Here is a 16830-nt window from a genome sequence, read left to right as displayed (position 1 = left end):
GCAATTAGCCCCTTACGTGCGTTATGTCCACTACAATGAAGGCGACGAGACCTACAGGGTGCCGCGCCGCATCATTTATGATTACGAGTTTATCTATATTACGCGCGGGAGCGCGCTCTTCACCCTTGGCGAGGAGGAAGTGCTGCTGCAGGCAGGCGATCTCCATGTCATTCCGCCGCTTACGGTAAATGCGTGCCGCGTGCCGGCTGGCGGCGCATTCGCGTATTACGCCTGCCATTTTGATCTGGTCTATATGGGACGCGAGCTGGATTTCTCCGACGATATCTACGTGCAGGTGGATTATGCGAATCTCCCCGAGGTGCCCGTGCAGGAGGAACTGCTGGAGCGGCCGGTGCAGACCGTAACGGACTTCGCGCTGCCTTCGTTCTATTCGACCGGCGCTTCGCACAAGTTCAGCGAGCGATTCGCCGACCTGCATGCGCTCTTCGACCGCAAGCCCTTCGGCTATCAAGCGCGGACGAGAGCCTGCTTGCTCGATATCATCGGTCTGCTGCTGGAAGAGACCCATACGTCGGAAGGCATACGTCAGGACAATCCGCACAAAGCGATGATTACTGAAATGATCGCGCTCATGCACGGTGCAGGCTTGCGGGCAGAGGCCGACCTGGAGAAGGTCGTCAGCCGCTACGGAATGACGCTGAAGTATGCGCGGACGTTGTTCAAGCAGGCCACAGGGTTGTCGTGGACGCGCTATCTGACCCGGCTGCGCATGGAGCGGGCGAAGGAACTGCTGCGTCAGGGCGGGCTCTCCATCGGCGAAGTGGCGGAACGCTGCGGCTACGAAGACCTTCATTATTTCAGCCGCCTGTTCAAGAAGCTGGAGGGACTGCCGCCCCGGGCATACGCGGATTCCTTGCGGGGCTCGGAGCAGGCGGCGGACTGACGATTGTCTGAGCTTGGCTGGCGGGTTCAGGCGCAGAGCAGAGCAGAGCAGAGCAGAGCAGAGCAGAGCAGAGCAGAGCAGAGCAGAGCAGAGCAGAGCAACCCTTTGCGCCTGTGTTGTCAGCTGCTTCCTGCGCGTTTTTCGCTGTTTGTGCAAAAGATGGCGCTTTCACTCCAAATACAGATCGCGCCCGCTGGAGTAGGATGAAATCAGCAAAGCGGATTCTTAGCAGCCGGAGGGGTTAGCAAATGACGAAACCGTACGAGGTCGCGGTCTATTATTTTCCGAATTATCACGTTGATAAGCGCAATGAAGCTTGGCATGGCGAGAACTGGACGGAATGGGAGCTCGTGAAACGGGCGACGCCTCGCTTCGAGGGGCATGATCTGCCGAAGGTGCCGCTGTGGGGATATACGGATGAAGCGAATCCGGTAGATATGGCGCAGAAGATCGATGCCGCTGCCGACCATGGCGTGGATACGTTCCTATTCGATTGGTACTGGTACGAGGACGGACCTTATCTGGAACGCGCGCTCGAAGAAGGCTTCTTCGGCGCCGCCAACAACGAGCGGCTCAAATTCGCGCTCATGTGGGCGAACCATGATTGGATCGACATTCATCCGGCGCCTCGGAACAAGCCGTATAATACGTTGGCGCAAGGCACGGTAAGCCGCGAGGCGTTCACGAAGGCGACGGATCATATGATTGCCGCCTACTTCACGCGCCCGAACTATTGGCGGGTGGATGGCAAGCTGTATTTCTCCGTGTACGAGCTGATGAGTCTCGTTAAAGGCTTGGGCGGCATCGAAGAAACGCGCGCGGCGCTGGACGATTTCCGGGATCGCGTGCGTGCGGCCGGACTGGGCGAGCTGCATGTGAATGCCGTGGTCTGGGGCGTGCAGATCTTGCCGGGCGAAGAGAAAATCACGAACGGCACCGAAATGCTGGCTGCACTGGGCGTCGACAGCGTCTCCTCTTACGTATGGATTCATCATCAGGAGCTGCCTTCGTTCCCGGAGACGCCGTACGCCGACATCGCCGAGAGATCGGCTGCGGATTGGGAGAAATTCGCCCGCGAGCATGGGCTGCCTTATCTGCCGAACGTGACGATGGGCTGGGATTCCTCGCCGCGTACCGTGCAGTCCGACGTCTTCGACAACCTGGGTTACCCGTTCATGGGTATGCTGTCAGGCAATACGCCGGAGCGGTTCCAAGCGTCGCTGGAGCGGATGAAGCTGTTCCTGGAGCAGGATATCAACGGGTTCCGCGCGTTCACGATCAATGCATGGAACGAGTGGACGGAAGGCAGCTATCTGGAACCGGATACGAAGAACGGTCTGGCTTACTTGGAAGCCATCAAGCGGGTTTTCGGCGTCTAGCGCCTAGATAAGAAAAACAAGGTTCTGCTCGCCGCCACGGCGCGCAGAGCCTTGTTTGCGTTTCGACCGCTTGCTGCGAGACAAGCATGGCGAAGCTCCTCCGAAACGGAACGAGCCTACCCTATCATCGCAGCGCGTAATTACATCTTGCCTTCGGTGAAAAATTGGAACGTAATGCCGAATTTATCGGTAACGCTGCCATATGCAGGGCTGAAATGCGTGTCCATGAGAGGCGTGACGACTTGTCCGCCGTCGGACAGCGCGTTGAAGATGCGATGCGCCTCTTCGACGTCCTGCAGGGTGATGCAGATCGTCACTTGATTGCCGATCCGGGTCTCATCGCCGCCGAACGCGTCGGAGAACATCAAGTCGGATTCGCCAATCTTAAGCATGGCGTGGCCAATCAGTTCCTTCGCGGAATCCGGAAGCGGGTAGTCGGGATTGGACGGCATCTCGCCGAACGTCTGCTTAAACAGCACCGAAGCACCGAGCGCGCGCTCGTAAAATTCGATCGCTTCCTGGGCATTGCCGTTCATTACGAAATACGGGGTCAGACGCAAAGACATCATCAACAGCTCCTCTGATTCTAGATTGGTATGGGCATCCAAAGAGTCAACAACCCTATCCAGTATCGCCACAAATCCAGTATATAACATAGAACATGTGTTCGCAATGGCGAAAATAAAAAAACCTCCCGAAGGAGGGTGAAGCACGATGGGATCCAACATTATCGCCATTCGCGTAGCACGTGCTATTACCGCGGATCGGCGGGCGCCGCCTTGCGTCCGCGGCCGACCAGCAGCACGAAGATCAGGACCGCGCCAACGTCGAGGCAAGCGATAAGAATGCCCATCGGGATAGCCGTCTCGCTGCCCGCGATGCCGACGAACGGGGCTACGATAGAGCCGAAGAGGAACGACATGAGTCCCTGAAGCGCAGAGGCGCTGCCCGCGGCATGCCCTTGATTGCGCATGGCCAGCGAGAAGCCCATGGTCGAGACGATCCCGACGCTCGCGACGACGAAGAACAGCGGCGGAAGCACGAAGCCGAGCGGTGCGTGAGCGAGCAGCATGATGAGCAGCACGGTGCCGCCGGCGGCCGCGAGGACAAGTCCGGTGACGAGCAGCTTCGTTTCGTTGATCCGGCCGGCAAGACGTCCCGCAATTTGGCTGGCTGCGATAATGCCGAGGCCGTTGATGGCGAAGCAGAGGCTGAACGTCTGCGGAGACACGCCATACACGTCCTGCAGCACGAACGGCGAGCCCGAGATATACGCGAACATTGCGGCCATGACGAAGCCCTGCGCCAGCGCGTAGCCCATGAATACGCGGTCCCCGAGCAGTCGGCGGAACGTGCCGAGCGTATTCGCGATGCCGCCCTTGGATCGGCGTTCCGCAGGGAGCGTCTCGGGCAATCCGAGCAGCACGGCGACGAACATGACTAACCCGATCGCGCCAAGCACGACGAATACGCCCTGCCAGTCCGTGAAGCGGAGAAGCTGTCCGCCGAAGATCGGCGCGGCGATCGGGGCGATGCCGTTCACCAGCATGAGCAGCGAGAAAAACTTCGTCAGCTCCGTGCCGCTGTACAGGTCGCGGACGATGGCTCTCGAGATGACGATTCCGGCAGAGCCTGCAAGGCCTTGAATGAAGCGCAGCGCAATGAACGTGCCGATGCCGGGCGCCACGGCGCAGAGCAGCGAAGATACGGCGTAGAGCAGCAGGCCGACGAGCAGCGGGCCGCGCCGGCCTCGCACGTCGCTGATCGGTCCCGCGAACAGCTGGCCGAGCGCAAGGCCGATCAAGCAGGCCGTCAGACTGAGCTGGGCAAGGGAGGTGCTGGTATGCAGATCCCCGGCCAGCTTCGGCAGCGCGGGCAGATACATATCCAGCGAGAGCGGACCGAACGCGCTCAGCGAACCGAGCACGCCGGCCGTCCATAGTCGCCTGGAACGCGGCATCGCCGCGGATACTTCAGATGATGAGGGCATGGATGGATTCCTTTCCTTGAAACAATCGAGCCGAATTCGCAGTGCAGCGTTTGGGCTGGAATCATTATAGGTACATGTCTCGCGGGCTGTCAACGAATGGACTCAACGCGACCTCGAAACCATGTTACGGCGAGATTCGCATGTCGTCGCGGGCCGAAGCTTTACGATGCTCCCTGGCTTTCGTTCTGTCGCGTTATTGTATACCCTGGCTGGAAGAAACATGCTTGAAACGCAAAAGGCACCCCTAAGGGGTGCCCGTCTATATAGGATCTGCGCTATTCGTTAACGGTAGGTCAAGGTGCGCTGCGGTGCCCGTCCGGCATTCGCGAAGCTGCGGCGTACCTGAAGCGAGCCCGTGCCCGCGGCTTTATGCAGCCCGCCTTTCAAGAGCTGGAACACGGTGCCGTGATCGTGGCTCCGCGGCGTCATCGCGCCGAACGTCATCATATGGTTGAAGCGTACGATAAAAGCAAAATCGTCGTAAGACAAAGACATCGGGTAAAACTCCTTTTGGCCCTGTACGGCCGGTTTCAGTTAAGGCTATTTACCCTTGCGCCGCATCGGTTAAACAAACGGCTTCCGTTTTCCTGTCGTGAGATTTGTCGAATGCGACCGAAAACGCGGAAGGAAAACGCTTTCGCTTCGCGAAGTTACATGAACGTGAGGAGAGGAGCGGTCATGGTTAACCTGAAGCGATCGAAGGCCGGCAAGCCGGTCCATCCCTGGAAGGCGTTTATGAATATGGGGATTGAAAAACGGCTCATTCTCGTATTCCTGCTCTTGGTCATCATTCCTGTTACGGCGCTCAGCTATTTCTCTTACGGGCGCTACACGCGATCGATCGAATCCAACGCATCGGATTACGTGTCCGAGATGTCCGGCACATTGATGTCGACGCTCGATAACTATATCTCGGATCTGATGAACATTACGATTCTCCCGCTGTATGGCAGCTGGCCGTCGCTGGGCCTGCAGGATCTGCTGGCGGACTCGTCGGTCACCCTGCAGAAGGAGCGGGAGATCGACAACTATATCGAAATGCTCGGCAATTTCAAGCAAGGCACGGATTCGGTTTACATTTTCGATCATTTCGGCCATATCTATTACCGGACCAATTCGGAAGGCTTGCGCAAGGACATTCACGAGCGGTACGAGGAATGGAGCAGCCTGGCGCAGGCGTCCAATAAGCCGCTGCTCATGAGCACGCACGAAATTACCTCGAGCAACACCTCCCGTTACGTCTTCACGATCGTCCAGGATATCAAAAATTTATCGACGCTGGAATCCGTGGGCACGATGGTCATCGACGCGAATTTCAAAGTCATCGAGAAGGAGATCCAAGGCCTCGACAACGTCACCAAAGGGAAGACGATCATCATCGATAAGGACGACAACGTCATTTTCGATTCCACGAAGAAGCTCCTGACGCAGGATTTGTCGGCGGATCCTTCCGTGCGGCAAGCCGTGGGCGACAAGGGCAGCTTTACGATGCAAATGGATGATAAGGACTACATCGTCACGTATCTGAAATCCAAGAAGACGGACTGGAAAATGCTCGTCTACATTCCGATTGTCCAGCTCAACAAGGAAGCCTCGGAAACCCAGCGGTTCACGGTCATTACGACGCTCCTCATCATCGTGTTCGCGTTGTGCGTGTCGGTGTACTTGTCCTTCGCGCTGACGAATCCGCTGCAGCGGCTGACGAAGCTGATGAAGCGCGTTCAGGAGGGGGACCTCGAGGTCCGCTTTGCCATCAAGCATTCGGATGAGGTCGGCATACTCGGCATGAATTTCAACCGCATGATCAAGCGCATCAAGGAATTGATCGAAGAGATTCAATTGACGGGCAACCGCAAGCGGATCGCGGAGATGGAGGCGCTGCAAAGCCAGATCAATCCGCATTTTATCTACAACACGCTAGAGACGCTCCGAATGACCGCCTTGATCCACGATGTCCATGAGATGTCGGATATGATCTATTCGCTGGGCCAGCTGCTCCGGTACAGCATCAACCGAGGCCAGGAAATCGTGACGATGGAGGAGGAGCTGGACCATCTGGATAAGTACTTACAGCTGCAAAACTACCGGTTCGAGAACAAATTCATATTCATCAACGAGGTGGCGGGCAGTTTGATGCGCTGCCGGATGATCAAGCTGCTGCTTCAGCCGATCGTCGAGAACGCGATCTTTCATGGCTTGGAGAACAAAAAAGGCCAGTCGATCATTCGCATATCCGCCTGTGTGGAGCAGGATACGCTGATCTGCCTCATTTCGGACAACGGCGACGGCATGGATGAGGCTACGCTGCAGCGGCTTCGGGCGCAGATGGACGCCGATCAGTACGACCAGCACTCGAATCACGGGATCGGGCTTCGCAACGTGCATCAACGAATAAGATTGCATTACGGCCATGCCTATGGACTGGGGATCCAGAGCGAGCAGGGGGCCGGAACGACGGTACGATTATCATTGCCCTACACGGAGGAGATCGCATGATTCGAATCGCTGTCGCGGATGACGAGACGAGAATTCGGCTTGGTTTGACGAAAATGATCGAGCGCGGCCCGGTTCCCCACAAGATTACGGGCTGTTACGCCGACGGCGAGGAAGCGCTGAAGGACTTGAAGGTGAATATGGCCGATGTGCTGATTACGGATATCAAGATGCCGCTCATCGGCGGGCTGGATTTGATCGGGCAGCTCAAGCAGTGCAATAAGGACCTCCGTTTCATCGTATTGAGCGGCTTTCGCGACTTCGATTACGCGAAGACGGCCATTCAGCTCGGCGTGGAGGATTATTTGCTTAAGCCGGTCAATCAGGATGAGCTGTACCGGCTGCTGGACAAGGTCAGGAACGAGCTGGCTGCCTTGCGGGCCGGCGGGGAAGGAGCCAGGAGCGATGCGGACGGCCGCGTCGTCGCGCTGATCAAGAATTATATCGAGGACGAATTCCGCAAGGAAATCAGCCTCTCCGAATTGGCGGACCAAGTCTTCCTGAATCCGCAATACATCAGCCAGCTGTTCAAGAAACAGACGGGTCAGACGATTACGGATTACCTGCTGCAGGTCCGCATCGACAAGGCTAAGGAAATCCTGCGATATAACCCGGAGCTGAAGGTCTACGAGGTCGGCGGGCTGGTCGGTTATCATGACGCCGTCTACTTCAACCGCCTGTTCAAGAAAATGACCGGCATGACGCCGAAAGAATACAAGGAACGAGGGTAGTCATCGGCGGGATAGCAGACATCGGAGGGCTCGATCATGAGGAAAGCATTACGCCTGGCATTGGGATTAAGCTTGGCTGCGGCGTCCGTCAGCGCATGCGCCGGGGGAGCGGGAGACGACGAATCGGGGACGGAGGATTCTTCGGAGATCACGGGAACGATTACGTTCCTGACGCACCGTACCGACATTGCGGAGACCAAGATGCTGGATTATGTCGCCGCGTTCCGACGCTTGTATCCGAAGGCGGACGTGACGATCGAAGCGGTGAAGGACCAAAGCAATATTTTGAAGGTGCGGGCGGCCTCCGGCCAGCTTCCGGATGTCGCGTTCGTCGGGGGAGACGCCATCCTGCCGAAGGATTTTCCGGCGTTCTTCGCTCCTTTGGACGACTTGGGCCTGAACGGGCGCATCTACTTCCAGGATCAGTTCTCCGTAGACGGCAAACTGTACGCGATTCCGAGCGGCGGCACGATTACGGGGGTCATTTACAACAAAAGGGCTTTCGAGCAGGCCGGCATCGCCGAAACGCCGCGCACGCTGGACGATTTCTTCGCCGACTGCAAGAAGCTGAAGGAAGCGGGCATCGTCCCCGTGGCAACCAACTTCCGAGAGGAATGGCCGCTAAATTATTACGAGGCGCTGGCGCAGGAGATGACGGGCGATGCCAACGCGATGGACAGCAGCGCGAGGACGGACGCGCCGTTCAGGCAGGACGGTCCTTACGGCAAGGCGCTCGGGCTGCTGCGGGAGCTGACGGAGAAGCACTACACGGAGCCCGATTTGTTCGCGACGAATTGGGAGCAATCGAAGAAGGATCTCGCGCTGGGCAAGACCGCAATGGCGCTGCTGGGCAACTGGGCGATTCAGCAGCTGATCGATAATGGCGCCAAGCCGGCGGATATCGGATTTTTCCCGATGCCGATCGATGACAGCGGCCGCTTGATCAGCCCGTTCGGGGCGGATGTCGCGCTCGCGGTCAATAAGGACAGCGAGCATCTCGCCACGGCCAAGGCGTGGGTGAAGTTCTTCGTCGAACAGTCCGGTTACGGCAATGATTCCGGCTTGGTTCCGGTCATCAAGACGGCGAAGCCGGTCCTGCCGCAGGTGGTGGGTTTTTTGGCGAGCGGAGTCGTTTTGGCGGAGAGCCCGCAGGCGGGCGAATATGCCGGCCAAGTGATGAAACGAGCGCAGTTCGCATGGCCGCAGCTGGCGCAGGAATACGTCGTCGCAAGCGACGTGCAGAAGGTGCTGGACGACTACAACCGTAAATGGGCGAAAGCGCGGGCGGAAGTCCAGCCCGAGTGAATGCTGCATTCCCGGGCGATTCGAGGAAGCTGATCCCATGCTCACGAAGCTGGGCGAATGCTGCATTCCCCGACCTGTCGAAGAAGCCGGATGAATGCTGCATTCCCTGACAATTCGAAGAAGCTGGATGAATGCTGCATTCCCCGACATCCGTCAGGGAACGTAAACCAATCATCCTACGCAAGCCAATCCTATGCTCACGAAGCTGGCGAATGCTGCATTCCCCGACATCCGTCGGGGAAGCTGGATGAATGCTGCATTCCCTGACATTCGAAGAAGCCGGATGAATGCTGCATTCCCCGACATTTGTCAGGGAACGCAAACCAATCATCCCTACGCAAACCAATCGGATGCTCACGAAGCTGGCGAATGCTGCATTCCCCGACATCCGTCGGGGGACGCAAACCAATCGCCTCTAAAAACTTCATTCAAGACTATAATTCTGAATCGGGTCACTTATGACCCGGTTCTTTCTTTTTCTATAATTTAAATTGTAAGCGATATCAAAAACTTCTAGGGGGAAACGATCACATGAAAAAACAGCTGGCTGCTCTATCCGGCCTCCTGCTCCTGACGGCCATGGTCACGGCCTGCGGGAACGACAACAGCAACAATAACGCGGCAGAGTCGAATGCGGCGCCGGAACAAAACGCGGACGCGACCGCGGCGAACGGCGGCAACGATACGGCCGCCGCAAACGCAAACGCGAACGCGCCGGCCGAGGATCCGGCGGCCAAGATCACGGGCAAGATTACGTTTCTGAACCACCGGACGGACATTGCGGAGACGAAGCTGAAGGATTACGTCACGGCGTTCAAGGCCTTGTATCCCGAAGCGGACGTCGAGATCGAAGCGGTCAAGGATCAAAGCCAGATCTTGAAGGTGCGGGCGGCGTCCGGACAATTGCCGGATGTTACGTTCGTAGGGGGAGACGCGATCCAGCCGCAGGATTATCCGAAGTTTTTCGCTCCTCTCGACGACCTGGGGCTTGCGGACAAGGTGTATTTCGCCGGCCAATCGACCATCGACGGGCATCTCTACGCCGTTACCAGCGGCGGCTCGATTACAGGGATGCTGTACAACAAGAAGGCGTTCGCCGCTGCGGGAATCACGGGCGTGCCGAAGACGCTGGACGAATTCTACGCCGCCTGCGAGAAACTGAAGGCTGCCGGAATCGTGCCGGTCGCGACGAACTTCAAGGACAAATGGCCGCTGAACCAATACGAGTCGCTCGCCCAGGCCATCGCGAACGACGTGAACATCATGGACAAGAACGCCGAGATCGACACGCCGTTCGCCAAGGACCAAGCCTACGGCAAAGCGCTCGATATCTTCCGCACGCTGGTCGAGAAGAAATACACCGAACCGGATCTGTTCTCCACGAACTGGGAGCAGTCCAAGAAGGACCTGGCGACGGGCAAATTCGCCATGGCGCTTCTCGGCAACTGGGCCATCCAGCAGGTCATCGACAACGGCGCGGCTCCCGAAGACATCGGATTCTTCCCGATGCCCGTAGACAACAGCGGGAAGCTGGTCGCTCCGATCGGATCGGATGCCATGATCGCCGTCAGCAAGGACAGCGAGCATATGGAGACGGCCAAGGCGTGGGTGAAATTCCTGGTCGAGCAATCCGGCTACGACAACGACTCCGGCTTCGTGCCTGCGATCAAATCCGCGCAATCCAAGCTGACCCAAATTGCCGAGTTCATGTCCAGCGGCGTATCGACGATCGAAAGCGGTCCTAGGGGCGAGCTGGCGAACAGCATCATGAACAAAATGCAATTCGCATGGCCGGATCTGGTTCAAGAATACGCGGTGTCCGACAAGCCGGACAGCGTAATCGAGACATACGACAAGAAATGGGCCGAAACGCGGAAAGCGGTCAGTCAATAACATTCCACAGCGGGTTGGATCGGGAGGACGGGGCTGCAACGGCCGCGTCTCCCGATCTTGGGCCCCGGGACAGAGGGAACAAAATGAAACTCACGTATAAAACGCAGCGAACGATCATCCTGATTGCCTTCCTCCTCCTGCCGGTCGCGATTCTGCTGACGTTCTCCTATTATCCGGCCGTCAATTTGCTCTACATGAGTTTCACCTCCTGGGACGGCCTCAGCCCGAGCAAGACGTGGATCGGCCTCGACAACTACCGGGAGATGTTCTCCGATCCGAAGCTGATCGGCGTCTTCAAGCATAATCTGGCTTACTTGGCCGCCGGGCTCGCGCAGAACCTCGTCGCCCTGTACTTTGCCGTATTGCTGAACTCCCGCATGAGGGGCAGAAACTTGTTCAAGATCCTTATTTTCCTGCCGTTCATCATGAACGGGGTTGCCGTTTCCTACATGTTCAGCTATATGTACGACTCGCAGAACGGCGGACTGAACCGGCTGATCGAGGCGATCGGGCTGGGAGGGCACGTCAATTGGCTGGGAGACCGTTCCCTGGTGAACTACTCGCTGGCGTTCATTAACATTTGGAAATATACCGGCTTCAGCATGGTCATCTTCCTGGGGGCTTTGCAAGCGATCCCCGTCGGGCTGTATGAAGCCGCGAAAATAGACGGGGCCAGCAGGCTTCAAGCCTTTCGCTACATTACGCTGCCGAGCCTTCGTTCCATTATCGAAGTGAACCTGTTCCTGACGGTTACGGGGTCGATGGAAGTGTTCGAGCTTCCGTTCATCCTGACGAAAGGCGGACCGATCGGCGCGAGCGAGACCTTCGTGACGAAGACGGTCGACATCGCGTTCACGTTCAGCAACTTCGGATTGGCCTCTGCCATGGCGATCGCGCTGCTGGTACTCGTCGCGGCGGTCCTGCTCATCCAGCGAAAACTCATCATGTGGGGGGAGAAGTAAAGTGAGGATCCAGGCCGTAAAATACGTCTCCGTCCTGATTGCCGCATTTGTCGTGCTGTTCCCGCCTTATATCGTGTTCATCAACGCGTTCAAAGGCAAAGAGGAATACGCCCGTTCGGGCATCTTCGAGCTGCCGGACAGCTTCCTGAACATGGACAACTTCCGCCTCGTGCTCGAGGTCGGACGAATGGGCCACGCGTTCTATAATATCGGCGTCATCATCGTGCTTGCGGTCGCGCTGAATATTCTCCTCGGCACATCGCTTGCGTACGCGCTCGGAAGATTCGAATTCAAATTGAAAAAGGCCGTGATCGGGCTGTATGCCGCAGCGGTTATCATTCCGGGCATTACGACGCAGGTGGCGGTCTTCTCGATCATCAAGCACTTGGGCTTGTTCAACACGTATTATGCGCCGGTCATGCTGTACATGGGAACCGACCTCGTGCAAATTTACTTGTATTTGCAGTTCATGCGGAACATTCCCGCCGAGCTGGACGAAGCGGCCATGCTGGAGGGGGCCAGCCTCTTCAAAATCTACCGTTCGATCATTATGCCGCTGCTGGTGCCGGCCATCGCGACGCTGACGATTCTGAAGACGATCGGCATCTACAACGACATGTACATTCCTTATCTGTACATGCCGGCGCAGCATCTGGGCGTCGTGTCGACCGCCCTAATGAAATTTTCCGGCGCGTACAGCGCGGAGTGGAACAGCATTTGCGCCGGCATTCTTATTATTTTGGTCCCGACCGCAGTGCTGTATCTGGTGCTGCAGCGGTATATTTTCGCCGGCATCGTCAGCGGCTCGGTAAAGTGACAGGACGCACGGGCTTGCGACGTAAGAACGAATTCGAATCGATCGAGGGGGTCTCCGCGTGTTGAGATGGGGTATAAAAAAGCTTCCGCTTCTGCTTGGCCTTGCACTGCTGACAAGTCTTCTTCCGCTTCCCATGAATGCCTACGCGGCCGACGAGCCGGCGGTGATCAAGCCGGCGGGCGACTTGGCCTATACGTTTAACGATGGCACGGCAATGGGGTGGGGGTATGCCTGGGGCAGTCCATGCAGCGCCGACGGGGTTAACGCCAGCTCGGACTTGGCGGACGGCAGCAATACCGGCGCCTTAGCCATAGACATGCAATATGCGGGCGGCAATAACTTCGAGGATTGCAACGTCGGCGTCTTCCTGGATCCGGTGGACCATCGGGTCGTGGACCTCGCCGATCACAAGAAGGTCGACTACGACCTGTTCTACCCGGTCCCGCCGGTATCGAACGACGCGGACCAATGGGTCAAGATCGAAACGGCGCTGGACGGCGGCCCTTATCAGGATATGGGCGATTGGGACGAGTATAACCTGCGGAACGTCGACCGCGTGACCATCGGAGACAAGTCCTACGCCAAAATTCACAAATCCGTCCCGCTGAAGGATGTCGCGCACCGAGGAGAGAACAAACGGCTGATCATTCGCCTTGTCGGCGAGAATCTGACGTACAGCGGCAAGCTGTATATCGACAACGTCGTCATCTCCAAGACGGCCGGCAACGGATATACCTTCGACGACGGCACGGCGATGGGCTGGTTCGGCGGCTGGGGATCGGCCTTGGGGACCGTGGCGAACAGCACGGCCATGGCCGTGCCGGGCAACGAAGGCGCGCTGGCGGTGAATGTGGCTTTCGATCCCGACAATGGGTTTTCCGAAGCGAATCTTGAGGCATGGGCGAGCGGCAAGAACGACGTCAAGAGCGATTTGTCCGCGATTGAGAAGATTACTTACGACATCTACGTGCCGAATCCTTCACTGTTTACCGGTCAGCTGAAGGTGGGATTCGCGTTCAATGCGGGCTGGATGGACGTCAGCAGCCATCAAGCCTATGACCTGTCTGCAGCGGAAAAAGTGACCGTGAACGGCACCGAATACGCGCATATCAAACGGACCGAGTCGCTGGCGGCCATCGTCGACAAGACGCAGGTCGGACGCTTGGTCATCCGTCTTGCCGGCACGAACAGCGGCTATACGGGCCCGATCTACATCGATAACGTCATGCTTCGTCCTTCGGAGGACACGACCATTACGGCCGAAACGCCGAAATTGGAAGACGAAGTATCCGGCGCGCTAGCGCTTGCCTATAATGTCGTCGTGCCGGACGGCGTTACGGCCGACTCCGTAACGGCAACGTCGGAATCCGGCCAGATCGTGACACTGACGCGGAACGAAGCGGGCAAATACGCAGGGACGTGGGACACGACGACGGAGCCGGAAGGCTTCCAGGTGCTGACCGCCGAACTGCGCGCTTCGGACGGCAGCGCATCGACCGTGACGACCGAGGTGTACGTGAAGAACAGCCCGCTTAACGTCCGCATTGTCAAGCCGGGGTTCGATGAAGAAATCGGCGGCGCCTATGAGATTACGGCCGATGTGACGAATAGCGGAACCGAGGAACTGAATGGCGTTTACGCGGAAATCCACGGCGCGAGCGATGTCTATAACGAAAAGCTCGAGATGACTTACGAGGACGGCGCGTATCGCGCGGCGATCGATACGGCGGCGCTTCCGGACGGTGCTTACATCTTCGTGGTGCGCGCCGAAAGCGGCAGCTTCGCGACGACGGACGTCGCGGAAGCGGTCGTCGCGAACGGCGGCGGGATAAGCACTATCGTGAAGCGCAGCGGATCGCGTTTCGCGCTGGACGGCAAGACGTTTTATTTTAACGGGTGGAATACGTACGATTTGGCGTTCAAAGACGACCAGACCGCAAGCCGCAACAACAAGACGGTCATCTATGCGGCGGACAACGAGCAATTCGAGCTCTTGGCGAAGAAAGATGCGGTCCTTACCTATCAGGAACAGATCGACCGTGCGATGCTGGAAGCGAAGAAGCTTGGCGCGACGGTATTCCGCACCTGGGGCTTCTTCATCGAGCCGGAGAACGCGCACTCCTATTACAAGCCGGATTGGAGCTTCAACGAGGCGCAGTTCCGGGAATTCGACTATCTGATGGAGAGCGCGCGGAAGAACGGCATTCGCGTCATCGTCACGCTGACGAATTACTGGAACGACATGGGCGGCATCAAGGCGTATACGGACCGGCTCGGGCTGGACAACAAGCTGGAATTTTTCTCGAACGCGGATGCCAAAGCCCTCTACAAAGCGTACATCGATAAGTTTACGGAGAGAGTCAATACCGTGAACGGCGTCAAGTACTCCGAAGACCCGGCGTTGTTCGCCTGGGACTTGATGAACGAGCCCAGAATGGACAAAGCCGACGACAATACGCCCGATCACAGCCTGTACGATCCCGATGGCACGAAGCTCGGAGCTTGGATCGAGGAGATGGCCGCCTACGTCAAGTCCAAGGACCCCAATCATCTCGTAACGGCAGGCTCCGAGGGACACGGTTACCGGAATGCGGCTGCAGGAGGCGAGCCGTGGGCGAGAACGGACGAAGGCAACGGCGACGATCCCATCGGCGTGCTCGATCAGCCGAACATCGATTTCATGACCTTCCACTTCTATCCGAACGCGGAGTGGCTGAACTATACGCTTCCGGAGGCGCAGGGCTTGATCAATGGCTTCGTGGCGGATGCGCATGCGGCAGGCAAACCGGTCGTCATGGAAGAATGGAATTTGCAGAAAAACGTGCCGGTGCGCGATTCCGGCAGCGATGACGAAGCCGTTCAGCCTGGCTCGGCCGATTACGACCGCGTGCGTCTGCTCTGGTTCCGGGACATGTTGAAGACGTTCCGCGAGGCTGGCGGAGACGGCAGTCAGATCTGGTCGTTCGAGTCGAATGCGGCCGATGCCGGATTCAGCGTGACCTCGTACAGCCCGGCTTACGCGGCCGTCAATGACAGGCCGTTTGCGCTGGCCTACCTGGAAGAAAGCAAGAAATTAAACGCGTTATCCGGCCGAAGCTTGAACGAAGGCGACTCGACGCCGACGACGCCTCCTCCGGTTACGACGGTACCCGTGCAATCGGTCAAGACGGTGAGCGATGCGGAACTGAATGCGCTGTTCGGGCAAGCAGTTGCTGATGCGAACGGGTTGAAATCCGTAACGATTCAGTTGGAGCCGGCAACGACGCAGGGGAAGCAAGCCTATGCGGTCAACGTGCCTGCGGATGCGGTTGCTTCCGATCGGGAGGACCGGGTCATCCGGTTCGAAAGCCCGCTGGGCACGGTAATCGTGCCGAGCAACGCGCTTGCCGGCACGCCGGGGCTCGGCAGTACGGCAACGCTGTTGATCAAGGCAGGGGACCGTTCCGCATTGGATGCGGCGGCGCAGGCGGTCATAGGCAACCGGCCGCTGATCGAGCTGTATTGGAGGAGCGGGAATCAAGACCTTTCCTGGCATAACAGCGGCAGTCCGATTACCGTCACGATTCCGTATGCTCCATCCGCAGAAGAGTCGGCTCATGCGGAGAATATCGCGATCGTCTATATCGGCGAGGGAGGCCATGCAGTTCCCGTCACCTCGGGCAAATACGATGCGGCAACGGGCACGGTGAGCTTCGCAGCCGCGCACTTCAGCACATATGCCGTCTCGTACGCGACCAAGTCGTTTGCGGATTTGACCACGCATGAATGGGCTCGCCACGCCATTGAAGTATTAGCTGCCAAAGGCATCATTACCGGCGTTTCCGCCGATCGCTTCGATCCGGGCCAAGCGGTAACGCGGGCAGACTTTATCGTATTATTGTTGAAAACGTTGGGCTTGGAGGTTGGGATAGCTGCAAACGAGAGCGAGAGCGAGAAGTTCAGCGACGTTGCGCCAAATGCTTACTACTACGATGCGGTAGGGCTGGCGCGCAAGCTCGGCATCGTGAACGGAACGGGAGACGGCCGGTTCGACCCCTCCGCCCGCATCTCGCGGCAAGACATGATGGCAATGACCGTACGTGCTTTGCGGACGGCGGCGAATTGGCCATCCTCCGAAGCGGATGCAAGCATCGCGCTGAACCCTTTCGAGGACGGCGGGGATGTCGCGTCCTACGCACGGCAAGCTGTCGCCAGTTTGGTGAAAGCAGGGCTTGTTGCGGGCAAGAACGGCCTGATCGATCCGAACGGTTCCGCTACGAGAGCCGAAGCGGCGGTGCTGCTGTACAACGTGTATAACAATAACCGATAACCGATCGCCTGCAAGGAACAAAGGGCCTCCCAAAGTCATCGAAGATG

General features: G+C 57.8%; 12 protein-coding genes. 9 read left to right on the top strand and 3 right to left on the bottom strand.

Going from position 1 to position 16830, the window contains the following annotated elements; translation table 11 throughout:
- Positions 1–16 precede the first annotated feature (16 nt).
- A complete protein-coding gene (locus AC0YNU_RS27955; protein ID WP_475762432.1) occupies positions 17–904 on the top strand; it encodes a helix-turn-helix domain-containing protein in 888 nt (295 codons plus the stop codon).
- 248 nt (positions 905–1152) lie between these two features.
- Positions 1153–2283, top strand: a complete 1131-nt coding sequence (locus AC0YNU_RS27950; RefSeq protein WP_475762430.1) for a glycosyltransferase WbsX family protein — start codon at positions 1153–1155, stop codon at positions 2281–2283.
- A gap of 140 nt (positions 2284–2423) precedes the next feature.
- On the opposite strand, the gene AC0YNU_RS27945 is transcribed toward AC0YNU_RS27950, so the two are convergent.
- The 3 genes from AC0YNU_RS27945 to AC0YNU_RS27935 form a co-directional block, all read right to left on the bottom strand.
- Positions 2424–2849: a VOC family protein gene (locus AC0YNU_RS27945; protein ID WP_475762554.1), complete on the bottom strand. Its 426-nt coding sequence runs from the start codon at positions 2847–2849 to the stop codon at positions 2424–2426.
- Between the two features lie 188 nt (positions 2850–3037).
- On the bottom strand, positions 3038–4273 hold the full coding sequence (locus AC0YNU_RS27940; protein ID WP_475762428.1) for a multidrug effflux MFS transporter: 1236 nt from the start codon (positions 4271–4273) through the stop codon (positions 3038–3040).
- 282 nt (positions 4274–4555) lie between these two features.
- Positions 4556–4768: a hypothetical protein gene (locus AC0YNU_RS27935; protein ID WP_475762426.1), complete on the bottom strand. Its 213-nt coding sequence runs from the start codon at positions 4766–4768 to the stop codon at positions 4556–4558.
- Positions 4769–4951: 183 nt separating this feature from the next.
- Between AC0YNU_RS27935 and AC0YNU_RS27930 the strand changes: the two genes are divergently transcribed.
- The 7 genes from AC0YNU_RS27930 to AC0YNU_RS27900 all read left to right on the top strand — a co-directional run bounded on the left by AC0YNU_RS27930 (position 4952) and on the right by AC0YNU_RS27900 (position 16783).
- Entirely contained in the window at positions 4952–6769 is a 1818-nt protein-coding gene (locus AC0YNU_RS27930) for a sensor histidine kinase (protein ID WP_475762424.1), read from the top strand.
- Positions 6766–7497: a response regulator transcription factor gene (locus AC0YNU_RS27925; protein ID WP_475762422.1), complete on the top strand. Its 732-nt coding sequence runs from the start codon at positions 6766–6768 to the stop codon at positions 7495–7497. Before AC0YNU_RS27930 ends, AC0YNU_RS27925 begins: the two co-directional genes overlap by 4 nt.
- 36 nt (positions 7498–7533) lie before the next feature.
- Positions 7534–8802, top strand: coding sequence for an ABC transporter substrate-binding protein (locus tag AC0YNU_RS27920; RefSeq protein ID WP_475762420.1), 1269 nt, complete (start codon positions 7534–7536; stop codon positions 8800–8802).
- 531 nt (positions 8803–9333) lie between these two features.
- The gene (locus AC0YNU_RS27915; RefSeq protein WP_475762418.1) at positions 9334–10695 is read left to right on the top strand and encodes an ABC transporter substrate-binding protein; all 1362 of its coding nucleotides are present in this window, start codon (positions 9334–9336) and stop codon (positions 10693–10695) included.
- A gap of 83 nt (positions 10696–10778) precedes the next feature.
- Positions 10779–11657 (top strand): carbohydrate ABC transporter permease, encoded by an 879-nt coding sequence (locus tag AC0YNU_RS27910; protein WP_475762416.1) that lies wholly within the window; start codon positions 10779–10781, stop codon positions 11655–11657.
- A 1-nt stretch (position 11658) separates the two neighbouring features.
- Positions 11659–12474: a carbohydrate ABC transporter permease gene (locus tag AC0YNU_RS27905; RefSeq protein ID WP_475762414.1), complete on the top strand. Its 816-nt coding sequence runs from the start codon at positions 11659–11661 to the stop codon at positions 12472–12474.
- A 58-nt stretch (positions 12475–12532) separates the two neighbouring features.
- The gene (locus AC0YNU_RS27900) at positions 12533–16783 is read left to right on the top strand and encodes an S-layer homology domain-containing protein (RefSeq protein ID WP_475762412.1); all 4251 of its coding nucleotides are present in this window, start codon (positions 12533–12535) and stop codon (positions 16781–16783) included.
- The last annotated feature ends 47 nt before the right edge of the window (positions 16784–16830 follow it).

It is taken from the genome of Paenibacillus sp. J31P316 (genome assembly GCF_056269105.1).
This window is presented reverse-complemented; position numbering and strand designations above follow the sequence as displayed.

Excerpts from the sequence above, each read along its gene's own strand:
- AC0YNU_RS27950 (WP_475762430.1), top strand. The coding sequence starts at position 1,153 with ATGACGAAACCGTACGAGGTCGCGGTCTATTATTTTCCGAATTATCAC.
- AC0YNU_RS27945 (WP_475762554.1), bottom strand. The coding sequence starts at position 2,849 with ATGTCTTTGCGTCTGACCCCGTATTTCGTAATGAACGGCAATGCCCAG.
- AC0YNU_RS27940 (WP_475762428.1), bottom strand. The coding sequence starts at position 4,273 with ATGCCCTCATCATCTGAAGTATCCGCGGCGATGCCGCGTTCCAGGCGA.
- AC0YNU_RS27935 (WP_475762426.1), bottom strand. The coding sequence starts at position 4,768 with ATGTCTTTGTCTTACGACGATTTTGCTTTTATCGTACGCTTCAACCAT.
- AC0YNU_RS27930 (WP_475762424.1), top strand. The coding sequence starts at position 4,952 with ATGGTTAACCTGAAGCGATCGAAGGCCGGCAAGCCGGTCCATCCCTGG.
- AC0YNU_RS27925 (WP_475762422.1), top strand. The coding sequence starts at position 6,766 with ATGATTCGAATCGCTGTCGCGGATGACGAGACGAGAATTCGGCTTGGT.
- AC0YNU_RS27920 (WP_475762420.1), top strand. The coding sequence starts at position 7,534 with ATGAGGAAAGCATTACGCCTGGCATTGGGATTAAGCTTGGCTGCGGCG.
- AC0YNU_RS27915 (WP_475762418.1), top strand. The coding sequence starts at position 9,334 with ATGAAAAAACAGCTGGCTGCTCTATCCGGCCTCCTGCTCCTGACGGCC.
- AC0YNU_RS27910 (WP_475762416.1), top strand. The coding sequence starts at position 10,779 with ATGAAACTCACGTATAAAACGCAGCGAACGATCATCCTGATTGCCTTC.